The organism is Tangfeifania diversioriginum, assembly GCF_900141875.1.
GTDB classification, from domain to species: Bacteria; Bacteroidota; Bacteroidia; order Bacteroidales; family Prolixibacteraceae; genus Tangfeifania; species Tangfeifania diversioriginum.
Genome location: NZ_FQZE01000016.1, coordinates 80,059 through 94,076, shown reverse-complemented (window position 1 = coordinate 94,076; position 14,018 = coordinate 80,059). Strand labels below are relative to the sequence as shown.

Annotated in this window: 10 protein-coding genes; 5 read left to right on the top strand and 5 right to left on the bottom strand. The window is 42.3% G+C overall.

Annotated elements, in window-relative coordinates; translation table 11 throughout:
- The first annotated feature begins 108 nt into the window (after positions 1 to 108).
- The 5 genes from BUC07_RS11490 (at position 109) to rnpA (ending at position 6,083) form a co-directional block, all read left to right on the top strand.
- Positions 109 to 2,712: a sodium:solute symporter family protein gene (locus tag BUC07_RS11490; protein ID WP_217652684.1), complete on the top strand. Its 2,604-nt coding sequence runs from the start codon at positions 109 to 111 to the stop codon at positions 2,710 to 2,712.
- A gap of 111 nt (positions 2,713 to 2,823) precedes the next feature.
- Positions 2,824 to 3,933: an acyltransferase family protein gene (locus BUC07_RS11485; RefSeq protein WP_073169520.1), complete on the top strand. Its 1,110-nt coding sequence runs from the start codon at positions 2,824 to 2,826 to the stop codon at positions 3,931 to 3,933.
- 36 nt (positions 3,934 to 3,969) lie between these two features.
- Positions 3,970 to 4,842: a DUF4271 domain-containing protein gene (locus tag BUC07_RS11480; protein WP_073169518.1), complete on the top strand. Its 873-nt coding sequence runs from the start codon at positions 3,970 to 3,972 to the stop codon at positions 4,840 to 4,842.
- 14 nt (positions 4,843 to 4,856) lie between these two features.
- On the top strand, positions 4,857 to 5,606 hold the full coding sequence (locus BUC07_RS11475) for a uroporphyrinogen-III synthase (RefSeq protein WP_073169516.1): 750 nt from the start codon (positions 4,857 to 4,859) through the stop codon (positions 5,604 to 5,606).
- 63 nt (positions 5,607 to 5,669) lie between these two features.
- A complete protein-coding gene (gene rnpA / locus BUC07_RS11470) occupies positions 5,670 to 6,083 on the top strand; it encodes a ribonuclease P protein component (protein ID WP_073169513.1) in 414 nt (137 codons plus the stop codon).
- Between the two features lie 53 nt (positions 6,084 to 6,136).
- Here the strand turns inward: rnpA and BUC07_RS11465 are convergent, their stop codons facing one another.
- From BUC07_RS11465 to BUC07_RS11450, 5 genes are all read right to left on the bottom strand, one after another.
- Positions 6,137 to 7,228: a chorismate mutase gene (locus BUC07_RS11465; RefSeq protein ID WP_073169512.1), complete on the bottom strand. Its 1,092-nt coding sequence runs from the start codon at positions 7,226 to 7,228 to the stop codon at positions 6,137 to 6,139.
- Positions 7,225 to 8,127, bottom strand: coding sequence for a prephenate dehydrogenase (locus tag BUC07_RS11460; RefSeq protein WP_073169510.1), 903 nt, complete (start codon positions 8,125 to 8,127; stop codon positions 7,225 to 7,227). The genes BUC07_RS11465 and BUC07_RS11460 overlap by 4 nt, the downstream gene beginning before the upstream one ends.
- 268 nt (positions 8,128 to 8,395) lie before the next feature.
- Positions 8,396 to 10,870 carry a T9SS type A sorting domain-containing protein gene (locus tag BUC07_RS11455; RefSeq protein WP_073169508.1) on the bottom strand — a complete coding sequence of 825 codons (2,475 nt, stop codon included), beginning with the start codon at positions 10,868 to 10,870 and terminating at the stop codon, positions 8,396 to 8,398.
- 256 nt (positions 10,871 to 11,126) lie between these two features.
- Positions 11,127 to 11,249, bottom strand: a complete 123-nt coding sequence (locus tag BUC07_RS21470) for a hypothetical protein (RefSeq protein ID WP_262509496.1) — start codon at positions 11,247 to 11,249, stop codon at positions 11,127 to 11,129.
- Positions 11,250 to 11,302: 53 nt separating this feature from the next.
- Positions 11,303 to 13,756: a T9SS type A sorting domain-containing protein gene (locus BUC07_RS11450; RefSeq protein ID WP_073169506.1), complete on the bottom strand. Its 2,454-nt coding sequence runs from the start codon at positions 13,754 to 13,756 to the stop codon at positions 11,303 to 11,305.
- Positions 13,757 to 14,018 lie beyond the last annotated feature (262 nt).

Here is a 14,018-nt window from a genome sequence, read left to right as displayed (position 1 = left end):
GGATTTTGAATTTGTTTTCTGCGTAAATCAGCGCTATCAGCGGGAAATTATTCTTTGAATTAGTCTTGTAATCAATACATTATGCGCCATTTTAAAAGAACAACAATATTGGTTTTACTCCTTTTCGTAGTTATTTGGAAAGGTAGTGCTTCTGAAGAAACACCAATAAACCAGTTGCAGCAGAATAGTTTTCCGTTGCTGGAAAATGTATCTGAGATTACTGGAAACGAAGGGCTGTCCGGAGTTTTTGCCGGCGTACACAACAACGTGTTGATGGTGGCCGGTGGAACGGCTTTCCCCGAAGGAAAACCGTGGGAAGGTGGTGAAAAGTATTTTTCCGATGCGGTGCTGGTTTATGAACGTTCTGCAGATGGTTTGAATTTATTGAATGTTTCATCAAAATTACCTGTTGCGCTGGGAGAGGGCGCTTCGGTTTCGTTGCCGCAGGGTATGCTTTGCATTGGCGGCCAGTCACCCGATGGGTTGAGCAACCGGGTTTATCTGCTGAGTTGGAACGGCACTTCGGTGAAAATTTCAGAATTGCCGGAATTGCCGGCAGCTGTAAAAAGTACTGCTGCTGCGGCCATTGAGAATACCGTTTATGTGATTGGGGGCGAAAGTGAAAACGGTGCAACCAGTCAGTTTTTGGCGCTGGATATCACCAATCCTGAAAGTGGCTGGCAAAAACGACCCGATTTTCCGCTTCCGGTTTCGGGTGCTTCGGCCGTTGCCCAGATGGATGGCGAAGAGGTGAGTCTGCACGTTTTTGGCGGACGGGCAAAAAAGGAAGGTGAATCCACCACAACGTTTTATCCGCACGTTTTCCGCTTCCGTCCTTCAGAGGGGAAATGGGAACAGAAAAAAGATATGGAAATCCCGCTGGCAGTGGCTTCGGCAGCGTCGATTGGCGCTTCACACATTGTGCTGACAGGCGGCGATTCAGGCGAAACTTTCAATCAGGTAGAAAGGGCCATTCATGCCCTTCAAAACGGAAATGAAGAAGCCCGACAACTGCGCGATTCACTTTGGATAAACCATTCCGGATTCAATTCAAAAATAAAAGTTTACAACACGGTTACCGACGAATGGTTTGTTGCAGGAAGTTGGCAGGGAACTCCGGTGGCTGTTGCCCCGGCTCTTGTTTGGAATGATGTTGTGGTTATTCCCGGAGGCGAAATCAAACCGGCAACCCGAACGCCGTTCTTGCACGAAATCCAGTTTTCGGTAAAACCGGTTTTTGGATGGCTGAATTACATTGTACTGGCACTTTATTTTGTGGGTATGTTGTTGCTGGGATTTTACTTCATGCGCCGCGAAAACAGCACCGATGATTTTTTCAAAGCCGGTGGCCGGATTCCCTGGTGGGCTGCAGGTATCAGCATTTTTGCCACCACGCTCAGCGCCATCACGTTTATTGCTATTCCGGCCAAATCGTATGCGTCCGACTGGCGTATGTTCCTATTCAACATGGCCATAATTATGGTGGCACCCATTGTTATCCGGTATTTTCTGCCGTTTTTCCGGCGGTTCAATTTCGATACGGCTTACCAGTACCTTGAGGCGCGGTTTAACCGTGCTGTGCGGTGGCTGGCCTCTGCGTTGTTTGTATTTTTTATGGTGAGCCGCATTGCCGTGGTGCTATTTCTGCCTTCGCTGGCGCTGAATGTTGTTACCGGTTTCAGTATTTATTGGGCCATTATTATTATGGGTGTGGTGACTATTATTTATTGTACCAGCGGCGGTATGGAAGCTGTGGTTTGGGGCGATGTGATTCAGGGATTTATTCTGCTGGGCGGTGCATTTGTTGCCCTGGCCTTTATGATGGCGGGAGTGGAAGGCGGGTTAAGCGGCTTTTTCGAAATAACCGGTCAGAACCAGAAATTTCACACCTTCGATTTTCGGTTCGATTTTTCGCAGCCGGTTTTTTGGGTGGTGCTGATTGGAGGACTTGCCAACACGCTTATTACCTACACCAGCGACCAAAGTGTGGTGCAGCGCTACATGACCACCAAAGATGAAAAAGCTACCGGGCAGAGTATCTGGCTGAATGGGATTCTGGCGATTCCGGTGACCATCATTTTCTTTTTGCTTGGAACCGGTTTGTATGCCTATTATACGTCCAACCCGGAACACATGTCGGTACTCAATCCCAACATCGATTCGGTGTTTCCGCAGTTTATTGTGTCGCAAATGCCTGCAGGAGTAGCTGGCTTGCTCATTGCCGCTATTTTTGCGGCGGCCATGTCCACGCTGTCGTCCAACATCAATTCGGTGTCTGCAGTAATTACTTCTGATTTTTACAAAGTGCTGGCGCAGAAATCCGGTCATAAACGCAACATGGCCGTGGCACGCTGGTCGGGAATTATTGTGGGTGTGCTTGGAATTACGATGGCGCTGATGCTGGCTACCTGGAACATTGCTTCGCTGTGGGATCAGTTTAATACCTTTTTGGGATTGTTAACTGCCGGTTTGGGCGCTTTGTTTGTCATGGGGATTTTCTTTCCGCGTATTTCAGGAAAAGCAGCGCTCATTGGCGTTTTGACAGGAATTGTCATTTTGGTTTTGGTGAAAAACAACACCTCACTTTCGTTTCTGCTGTATGGTTTTGTGGGCCTGGTTGCCAGTGTGTTGCTGGCGCTGGTTTTTAGCTTTGTTTTTCCGAACCGGAAAACGATTAAGGGCTATACCTGGAAGAGCCGGGAAAACAGTTAAGTCATTTGTAAATGGCTGGCGGTTGTCAGATAAATTGGAAAAATAATTGTAAATGGTTTTTTCGGTTTTTAATTTATCTTTGGTTTCAGTTTCCAATAAACTGATTTCGAGATGACAATAAACCGTTTGTATTTTATCGACAATCTGCGTATTTTTTTGATTAGCCTGGTGGTTCTCCACCATTTGTCAATAACATACGGCGCTCCGGGCGACTGGTATTACAACGAAGCGGAGGTTGGTTTTCCGGCTGTTCTTCCCATGCTCATGTTTGTGGCGGCAAACCAGTCGTTTTTTATGGGAATGTTCTTTTTTGTTTCTGCTTTTTTTCTTGTTCCTTCCTTAAATCGTAAAGGCATACTGAAATTTTCCTCCGGACGCTTGGTGCGACTGGGTTTTCCCCTGTTGTTTTTCTTTTTTATCCTTTCACCGCTTACGGTTTTTATTCATCATCGTTTTGTTGAAGGAAGGGATGTTTCGCTGTTCAATTATTGGCTGAACGGAACTGGCAGAGGTTTTGGCCCGTTGTGGTTTATTGAGGCGCTGCTGGTGTTTACTTTGATTTGTTTGGCTGTTCGGAAGTTGAAAATTCGTGTCCGGATGAAATTTCCCGGCACCGCTGCAATTTTACTGACCGCCTTTTTTACCGGGCTTTTGCAGTTTATTATCCGTATTTGGCTGCCGGTAGGTTGGAGTATGCCTTTTACCAATTTTCAGTTTCCGTTTTTCGTACAGTATATTTTATTTTTTGCATTGGGAATTGTGGCCTGGCAAAATAATTGGTTCGGTTCAGTTTCTGCAAAAATGGGGAGACAGTGGTTTTTGGCGGCCCAGGCACTTATTTTAATTGGTATTCCAGTACTTTTTTTGGTGGGAGGAACACCCGAAAACGGAGCAGATGATTTTATGGGCGGACTGAACTGGCAGAGCCTGGGGTATGCCCTGTGGGAGCAGTTTACCGGTTTTTCTCTCATTATTGGCCTTGCCGGAATTTTCAAATACCGGTTCAACGCGCAAAGTGGGTTTGCCAGGCAGCTTTCTGACAGTGCCTACGGAGTATTTGTTTTTCATGCGCCGGTAATTGTGGCGTTGAGCGTTGCCTTAAGGCACTGGTCTGTTTTTCCCCCGCTGAAATTTATTGTGCTGGCACCGGTTTCCCTTATTGCCTGTTTTTTGGTGGCTTGGGGAATAAAGCAAATTCCGGGTGTGCGGAAGATCATTTAAATCACTAAACTAATTGGTATCTTTGCATTCTGAAAAATGAATGGAATTAACACAATCATGCAGGGAATTGTTGCTGAAGGGCAGTCACAACAGCCAACAACTGCTCAGGTTTTCCTCTGGCAACCATGGCAGGCTGAACAGGTTTTGCCGGCAACTGATGCTGCAACACCACAAAGATGGAATGAGTTGCAACTGGTTAATCCGGACACGTCAATTAATAAAGATTTGGTTTTGCCTGTTCAGCATTTAAACAGTGACAACACAACGTGGCTTTCGTTCTTGTTGCTTTTTGTGCTGTTAATTTTTGCCACTGTAAAAGCAGGATGGTCAAAATATATTCAGAATTTATTTCAGTCAATTGTAAATTACTCTACTGCCGAAAGAATGTTTCGTGAGCGGAACTACTCCTTTTCGCACGGGGCTTTCAGGCTCGATGTAGTTTTTTATCTGGTTTTTTCAGTATTCCTGTTTCAACTCATTAATTTTTTTAGGCTTGATTTCACTGCCGGCGGTTATACACTTTATATTTTTTGCCTTGCCGGAACCTTTGTTTATTTTCTGGGGAAAAAACTATTGTATAAATACATGGGATTTCTTTTCGAAAACACAAGTGAAACAAGTGAGTTTTTGTTTAACTTAAATAACACCAACCGCGTAGCAGGGATGGTGCTTATACCGGTTGTGGCGTTACTGGCATTTTCGCCTTTTTCGAGTTTGAAAATTCCGGTAATTATTGGAATTTTGATTGTTGCAGCAATTTATTTTTTACTTGTATTCAGGGGAGTTATGATATTATTAAGGAAACAATTTTCAATATTATATCTCTTTTTATACTTTTGTACCCTTGAATTTTTACCCTTGGTTTTAGTTTACAAATTATTGTTTGATCTAGTGGGTAAGTTTAATTAAAAGAAATACGTATTTTGAAAATCAAGAGTATACTGGTTTCGCAACCTAAGCCTGAAACGGCTAAATCTCCTTACTATGACTTGGCTGAGAAGAGCAATATTAAAATTGATTTTCGGCCTTTTATTCATGTTGAGGGGGTTTCAGCAAAAGATTTTCGGCAAACCCGGATTCATATCCTGGAGCATTCTGCAGTTATTTTTACTAGTCGTACTGCTATCGATCATTTTTTCCGCATTGCGCAGGAAATGCGCCTTACAGTTCCCGATTCAATGAAATATTTTTGTATTTCAGAGGCAACTGCCTTCTATTTGCAAAAGTACATTGTGTACCGCAAGCGAAAAATATTTTATGGTAACGGGAAGTTTTCTGACCTTATAAATGTGATGAAAAAGCATAAGGATGAAAAATTTCTGGTGCCGCTTTCGGATATTCATAAAGAACAAATTCCGGATTTGCTCGATAAAGGAGGTTACAAATACACAAAAGCTGTTCTTTACAGAACCGTAAGCAGCGATTTATCCGACCTGAAAGACGTAAACTACGATATTCTTGTATTTTTCAGTCCCTCCGGAATACGTTCCTTATTCGATAATTTTCCCGATTTTCAACAGAATAACACACGTATTGCTTGCTTTGGCCCAACAACAGCAAAGGCTGTTAAGGAAGCCGGATTACGGCTCGATATTCAGGCGCCAACAGCCAAATCTCCATCAATGACAATGGCTTTGGAACAGTACATTAAAAAAATGAACAAAGGAGATTAAGTAGAAAAAATATAACTTTGAAAGGCTGTTCGCCCTTTGGTGGATGGCCTTTTTTTATCGCTCATGAAAAACGAAGCTGCTGGAGAATCGCAATTGAAAACCCGTTTTACGCTGAAAAAAGAGGAACGGCTGTGCAGTAAAAAACAATTCGACAAGTTGTTTGCTGAGGGGAATACATTTTTGGTATATCCGCTGAAAGTGGTTTTTACAGAAACAGAATTTGATGGATCTTATCCGGCAAAAGCGGCTTTTGCGGCGAGCAAAAGACTGTTTAAAAGAGCGGTTAAACGGAACCTGATTAAAAGGCGCATGAGAGAGGCTTACCGGTTGAATAAACCAGGGTTTTATTCGCGGATCAAACAGAAAAAAGTAGCTGTAATTTTTATTTATATAGGCAAAGGAATTGTTGAATATCAACGGGTTGATAAAGCAATGAAAACAGCTTTGGATAAAATTGCCACAAAAATCCAGGCATAAAAAATCCCGGAAATATACTTCTCCGGGATGGATACTATTTTTCAAAATATTTTTTATTCGGTATCCATAATATCGGTTTGCAGGCGAACCGAGTCTTCGTGGATGAGCTGGAACAAAGTTTTTACAAGCGATTCGTTCAGGTCGAGCTTTTTCCCCAGCTTAACCCGGTTGTCCATCAGCTGGCTCCAGCGGTTGATTTGCAATGCCGTAACGTTGTTGTGTTTTTTGTACTGGCCAATTTGTTTTACAATAGCTACCCTCGATGAAAGCATTTCCAGCAATTCGGCATCAAGTGTGTCAATTCGGCTCCGGAGCATATCGAGACGGTTTTCAAAATCAGGGTTATTGGCATCCTGGTGCCTGATTACCAGCCTGTCGAGTAGTTTGCCCAAATCGGCAGGTGTGAGCTGCTGGCTGGCATCGCTCAGTGCGCACGACGGGTCGATATGCGATTCGAGCATTAGTCCGTCCATGCCCATATCGAACGATTTTTGTGCAATTTCGAACAGGTATTCGCGCTTGCCGGCAATGTGACTGGGGTCGCAAATAATGGGCAGATTGGGCAAAAGCCGGCGCAGTTCAATAACCGTTTTCCAGTTGGGGTAGTTACGGTATTTGGTTTCGCGGAATGGCGTGAAGCCGCGGTGGATAGCAACAATGCTTTTTATGCCTGCCTGGTAAACGCGCTCAATAGCGCCCATCCAGAGCTGAACATCCGGATTTACCGGGTTTTTTATTAAAACAGGTTTGTTCGAACCTTTTAAAACATCGGCAATTTCCTGAACCACAAAAGGACTTGCAGTAGAGCGCGCACCAATCCACAGCACGTCCAGGTCAGCTTTCAGGGCTTCTTCGGTATGGTGAGCATTGGCCACTTCGGTGCCCACAGGCAGACCGGTTTCTTTTTTTACCATCTGCAGCCATTTCAATCCAATTGAACCAACGCCTTCGAAAGAACCGGGACGTGTGCGGGGTTTCCAAATACCTCCGCGGTACACAAAAACCCGCGGATCTTTGGCCAGTAAACGTGCTGTTTCAAGTGTTTGCTGTTCCGTTTCCAGGCTGCAGGGCCCTGAAATAAGCAGCGGATTGTTCAGGTTTGGCAGCCATTCCTTTATCGGATTAATTTCAAAAGTTGTTTTCATTGTTGCTTAGTATAAAGTTTTACAATTTTTTCTTCGTTTTTAAAAAAATGCGGGTTTTCTCCATCCAGAATAGTCCGTATTTTATTGGCACTTAAAATCAGCTCGTCCAGCTTTTCGTATTCTTTGTTTTTCATGCAATCGCGAAATTCTTTTAAATGCTTGATGTAAACGTCCATCGAATCAACCACATATTTATTGTTTTGTTCAAAAATGGGTTTCCACATGGAACTGGAACTTTTGGCCAGCCTTACCGTTGACCGGAAACCGCCGCTGGCTAAATCGAAAATTATTTTTCGGTCTTCTTTTGACTGCACTGCATTGGCCAGCGCAAAAGCAGCAGCATGCGGAAGGTGCGAAACGAAAGCCGTGCTGTGGTCCTGCTCGTCTGATGTCATATAGGCAATGTCCATTTCCAGGCTTTGAAACATTTTTTCTATCAGCGCCAAATGCTGCGGGCCTGAGTTTTCCTGGTCGCAGATTATGGCAATTTTATGTTTGAAGAGCCCTTCAATTGCGGCTGAAGGGCCTGAATTTTCGGTACCCGACATTGGGTGGGCCGGCACAAATTGTTTTCTTTTGGGATGATTTTCTACCAGCGCGGTTATCATTTTTTTGGTTGAACCCATATCGGCAACCGTTGTATTCCTGTCAATGCCATCGAGCACGGCAGGCAGCACGTCCAGCTCTTTATCAACCGGTATGGCAATAATAACCAGGTCAGAATTTTTTATTCCTTCTTCCAGCGGTTCAATGCGGTCAATCAATCCAAGTTCAAGAGCTTCAGCAGCATGCTTTTCATTGGCATCCACGCCAATAAACTCATTTCCAAAATGTGAAGCCCGTAAATCCTTTGCCAGCGATCCGCCTATTAACCCAAGTCCAATAACTGTTATCTTCATACTACTATCAAATAAAAAAAGGTCCCGGAATTTCCGGGACCTTTCGTAAAATATTTTATAGCTTTAACAATACTCTACTGTATGATCCCGTCTTCAGAACCAAAATAAAAATAAAAGTAAAAATAGGTATTGTTAATTGCCGAAATCATTTTTCTGTTAATTTGGAAACAAAGATAGAGATATATTTTAAAATTGAAAGATTATTTGCCTTTTGAATTCCTTTTCAGCAGATTTTTAACATTCCTGCCTGTTTTTTTTTGACTTGTTATCAATCTGATTTTTTAATCAACTTTTGGGTAAGAATTTGTTTTCCGTTTTCTTTTACCGAAAGCAGATAAATGCCATCAGCCTGATTTTGAAGTGAAATTTTTATTGAAAATCGGCCCGGCAGGTTTTGGTGCTCAACCGATTTTACTTTTTGCCCAAACATGTTGTACACATCCAGTTGAAGCTTTTTAACCGGTGATTTGGGTTCAATTCTTACATTGAACTCGTCTTGAAAAGGATTGGGGTACGCTGTAATATTCCCGGGCGAAAGGATTGGTTGCGGAGAGCTTACCGGGGTTTGAATCCTCAGATTGTCAATAGCCCATCCCCAGCCGTGTGCATAAGGATCGGAATACAGGCGGAAGCGGATTAAAATGGTATCGCCTGCCGAGAAACTGCTGTTTTCAAGCATGTTTATTTCACGGTTTACGTACCACTCCGGCTGGCCTATGGTAGTGGAATTCATGTCACTAAAATCCAGGTTGAAATTTTCTTCCCAGGTTGAATTGGCGCGGGCATCGTAAGCATCAGCAAGCGGGAGCCAGGTTTCTTCCGATTTTTTTCTTCCTTCAACAATCACATAATCCCAAAAATCGAAGTCCCCGTGAACGGTTCCAAACTCGCCAGGTTCAACCAAAACAATTTCATCGAAAGTCATTTTGGCGTTTTCATTGAGAATTATGGGATATTTTAAAATGGTAGTAAAATTGAAATCTGTGTCATCTTGATCCGGGCTGGGGTAGGGATGCGGACTGTGCAGCGCCCCGTTTTTAAAATTGATTTCGGGATAAATGTCGAAATCGGTCAGAATAAAATCGGGGTTGGAATTATTAAAATTATTAATGTATCCACTAATCGGGTTGTAAACTTTTTCAACCCTAAAGTTGAAATTATTTTTAGCGGGCAACATGCTGGTATTTTGGGCAACCGAAGCATCGCGGGCAACTATTTTGTATGTAATCTCATCGCCATCTTCCAATTGGGTTTCTGAAATTTCAAATTCTCCCACAAAAATATTGGATGCTGTGCCGGGCAATAAGCCAAAAGAGGGCTGCGGAACTCCATTTATGGCGTATTCAACATACACGGTATCAATTCCAAGGTTGTCGTTTACCGTGGCGTTGATGTTGAGTTTATTGTTCGCTGTGAAAAAGTAAGGAATTGGTTCGTGTTCAATTTCAGGTTTCAAATTGTCTTCGCCAAAATTAATGGTAAAAAACTCGTTTGGGGCTTCCGTGGGTTGTCTGAAGGTACGGTTTTTTATATCGCCTGCCGATATGTAGTAGTTGAGATAATTTGCACTTGCTAACGGTAAGAGTTGTGCTTCATATAAATTATTTCCTGTTGGCAGCAAGGGGATTGTGTCGGGTTGATTTTTAAACGAATCGGTTGAATAAACCACGAAAAGGGAAGTGGTGTCAATTTCGTAATCGCTTTCAATTTCGGCACTGAAATGAATGGTGTCAACTTCTTCCATATCCTTCAGTTGGGTGAAATCTATTTGCATGTTTTTCCAGCCAATATCGTCCAAAATTCCTGTTGTTATCGGTCCCGGGTCGTGTGTTGCCTCGCCTCTTCCCATAGCATGTGTCATGAGCGAGTTGGGGTCATTGGAAGAATAAGTGGCATCATTGAGGTGATATATACTGGAACCATCGTCCCAGATGAAGGGAACATAAAGGCGCGGATAATCATTAACGAATGCCGAGGGACTTTGGGCGTAAAGAAAGCCTGATACCAGGGCGGAATACAAGGCAGCTGAAGGATTTTCGTAAATTGTGGTATCGGTGAGGAGTTCGCCGTTGCTTTTCCCCACAAGCTGATCGAACGAGGTAATATCACCCTGTTCCCAGTAACTATAACCTCCCAGTCTGTTATCCACATAAAAAAAGCCGGTGAAGCCCAGTCCATGCCCGATTTCGTGCAGTACCACCGAAACAAAATCGTAGAGCGAATCGGGAGTTTGCCCGTCAGTGCCAAAATACCACAGAATATCTTTATTGAAATATGCATTCATGTCAGGTCTTTCAGAGCCGGTTAGTTCTTCACCCATAATTTTTTCTACCGCTGCAATTGGGTAGTACACATTTTTTCGGGGTGCTCCTTCAAAATTCATTTCATAATCACTTGGCCCGCAACTGCCCAAAACATTTTCCCCCCGGCTCGTCCAGTTAGCTTCAATATGGATTGGCACCGGCGACTCAATAATTCTTTCCCACAAGCCAACGGCATGATCAAAAGCATCTATTGCTTCCTGTGGAAAATAGTTATAATCGACAATAAATTCTGATTTCTTTTCCGCTGATTTGAGTAAATTCATAACCTCTTTCGAAGGAGGGATATATGATTTTTCAGTTCTGTCGGCTGCATAACAAACCGGATAAACAGGTTTCAACCCCGATTTCTGCCACTTTTTCTGACCTGTTGCGTTAATTGCTACGGTTAGCAGCAATAGAAATATTACCAGTTTTTGCATGCTTAAAATTTTGCTCAATGTAAATACAAGAATTAGGCGCTAAATGTTTGAAATAAAAATGGACCTGGCAAGTTTTTTTGCTAATTAGTGATTTTTGGCGGAGTATATTACATTAAGCATGACAGGTTTTGGTTTGGAAAAAAGCAGAATATGACAAGAAAATCGCTAAGTTTCAGACAAACAAACTTTTGGGTTTGGAACCCAATAATATTATTCAATCCCCGAGGGGATACGTTATTATTCATTCATTTTAAGGTTAATGCGCTTTAATCCAGTTGTTTTTTCTTTTTCCTGAGTGCAAGGTATTGTACAAAGCAATTACTGATGCTACAAGACCAGTAAACGCTGCCACAAGAATTACAATTAACAAAGTGTCCATTTCTTCTTTTTTTAGTGTTTTGAAATATTTTTATCTCCCTGAAAGTATTGTTGTTAGTTTTTTACAATTTTATTGGTGTTTACATTTCCCCTGCCATCATCTATGCTAACCAGGTAAATACCTGCGCTTTTTCCCGACAGGTCAATTTTTGTTTTGGGCGAGAAGCCGGGGTCGATTCCCGTTTCCCTGTAAATTGTTTTTCCGTATAAGTCTGTAACTACAATTTCAACCGGGGTGTTTTCCTGAGTGTCCGGACAGTCAACAAAAAAGCTGTTTTTAAATGGGTTGGGATAAACACCGGCAGTGCTTTCTGCAAAAATATCATCGGGGCTGGTATTAAATTCCTGAATTGAAAGGTTGTCGATTGCCCATCCCCAGCCGTTAACTGAATAATCAGAAGCCAGCCGGAAGCGGAAAATCAGGGTGTCGCCTGCTTTAAAGTCAGTATTTTCGGTAAGGTTAATGGTGCGGGCAACCAGCATATTTTCCTGTGCCGCAGCTTCCGATTTAGTGCTTTTTAGGTTACTTGTAAATGCCGAAAACCAATTGGTGTTTTTTCCTGAGTTATATTCTTCGGTTAACGGGTGCCAGGTTAATCCGTTATTGTTGCTGGCTTCAACAATTACAAAGTCCCATAAAGCCTGATCGGCGCTATTCTGATTTTTTTCACCCGGCTCAACAAGTACAACTTCATCAAAACGCATTTGACCACCCGGTTGTAAAATCACTGGATAATTCAATTGGGCAATCAGGTTGTTGTTTTCGGTTTTCAATTCCGATACCGGATATGGATTATGCGTATGCAAAATGCCACTCGGGAACCCGGGCGCTTTTGAAATGTTAAAATCGGCCAGTGTAAAATCGTTGCTGTTTTTCTCGAAATTGTTCACATAGCTTTCAACCGGCTCAAATGGATTGAAAAGTTGAACAGAATAAAACCCGCTGTTAGGAACAGTTTTCGTGTTTTTGTTCGATGAAATGTCTTTTGCAACAATCCTGTACTCGAGTTCATTTATTGTATTTTTTTCCAGGTTAAGCAATCCTTTGTAAATATCGTTATCATTGTCAGATAAATATAGGGGGTCCTGCAAAATACCGTTTAATTTGTATTCAACTTTTACTGTGCCAATGCCCATATTATCAGTGGCTAAAGCCGAAAAATTAACAGTTGAGGTATTCTCCGAAATTATTTTCACCGGGTTGTGATTGATTTCAGGTGCAAAGTAATCGGGACCAACGCGCATGGTAAACTTTTTCCCGGGTGCATTTCCCGGGTGTGTATAGGAGTTTTTTTTGGTGTCATCTTCTATGGTAAAATAATACTGAATATTCCCTGAATAAAAATCAACAGGCATTTCACCTGAAAATTTTCCGGTTGCAGTATTGTACTTCAAAAAAACCGTATCAGCAGACGAAAAGTAATCGGTTGAGAAAACAGCTGTTACATCGAAAGATTCAGCTTCGCTGGTTCCGGTAATCTGAAATTCCACCGGAATGGCAGCACATGGTTCTTCCAGGTCTTTAAGTTTTTCAAAATAGAACGATGGTGCAGCCCATCCAATTTCCGACAATAAATTAAGTGTGGCTTCTCCGGGGCTATGAAAAGCAGCTCCTTTGTAAAAAAAAGCATTCATCAGGCTGTTTTCGTCAGATTCGTCGGTTTTTTTCAGGTGATACAAACTTGAGCCCTCATCCCAAACCGGGGGAGCATATAACCAGCCAATGGCTTTTTGTTCTTCTGGTTCAATTTCGGCAGAATATAATTTTAACTGGTCGGAAGTAAGTTCTTCGTGCAATTCGGCCGAGGGGCTTTCGAATAGCGATTTGTCAGAAATTTGTTGGTTCAACTGATTAAACACATAATAATCGTAAATACTGGGTATGTTGCGATTATTATTGAAAAAACCTGTTCCTTCGCTATCTTTTAGGAAGCCTGAAAAACCGAGGCCATGCGTGAGTTCATGTAAAACGGATGTGACAAAATCGTATTTTGCAACCGGAGTATTGCCGTTGGTTCCGAAATACCATGAATAATTACTGCTGAAACTGCAAATGATATCCGGTTGGCCCGGATTAATATCTCTTCCGCTTAATTTTTCGGCCAGTGCAACGGGGTAATACACATTTTGCAGCTGCGCCCCGTCGAAGTTATGATAAAAAATTGATGGGCGTGACATTGCAATTGTGTTCCCTTCAAGGGGTTTCCACTCGGCCTGCACGTGAATGGGTACATTGGTAGTAAGCAAACTTTCCCAGATTGAAACGGCATATTCAAAGGCCTGCTTTGCCTCTTCAGGAAAATTTATGTAGGCTACTTCAATGTTGGTTTGGTTGGTACTGGCCGATTTTAACCGACTGAATTCGGCAGGAGGCGCAACAAATGTTTTATTGACTTCATCTACCGGAATATTTACGGGATAGTCAAATAGCTCTTCACCAAAATATTTTTGCCCTACAGAATTGCTGACAGCAAATCCGAGTAGGATCACCAGAAGCGTCCACTTCATTTTATTTTGTAATTAAGGTTTGTAAATCAATGACTAAAGTAGTAATGATCAGGTTATTATGCAGGAGGTATTTGCTGAAATTGGCGCCTGATGTGCTGATTTTTTTATCAGCATCTTACTGATATAGCAACAGGCAAAATGGCTGTTTTTGAAGTTTTTGTATGAGCAAAATTGTATTTTCTTCTAATTTTTTTATACTCTTAACAAGAATTCATTACAAAAAATGATACATTTGTAAAAGCAGTAATCTTTGAAGTTGTTA

Excerpts from the sequence above, each read along its gene's own strand:
- BUC07_RS11485 (WP_073169520.1), top strand. The coding sequence starts at position 2,824 with ATGACAATAAACCGTTTGTATTTTATCGACAATCTGCGTATTTTTTTG.
- BUC07_RS11480 (WP_073169518.1), top strand. The coding sequence starts at position 3,970 with ATGAATGGAATTAACACAATCATGCAGGGAATTGTTGCTGAAGGGCAG.
- rnpA (WP_073169513.1), top strand. The coding sequence starts at position 5,670 with ATGAAAAACGAAGCTGCTGGAGAATCGCAATTGAAAACCCGTTTTACG.
- BUC07_RS11465 (WP_073169512.1), bottom strand. The coding sequence starts at position 7,228 with ATGAAAACAACTTTTGAAATTAATCCGATAAAGGAATGGCTGCCAAAC.
- BUC07_RS11460 (WP_073169510.1), bottom strand. The coding sequence starts at position 8,127 with ATGAAGATAACAGTTATTGGACTTGGGTTAATAGGCGGATCGCTGGCA.
- BUC07_RS11455 (WP_073169508.1), bottom strand. The coding sequence starts at position 10,870 with ATGCAAAAACTGGTAATATTTCTATTGCTGCTAACCGTAGCAATTAAC.
- BUC07_RS21470 (WP_262509496.1), bottom strand. The coding sequence starts at position 11,249 with ATGGACACTTTGTTAATTGTAATTCTTGTGGCAGCGTTTACTGGTCTT.
- BUC07_RS11450 (WP_073169506.1), bottom strand. The coding sequence starts at position 13,756 with ATGAAGTGGACGCTTCTGGTGATCCTACTCGGATTTGCTGTCAGCAAT.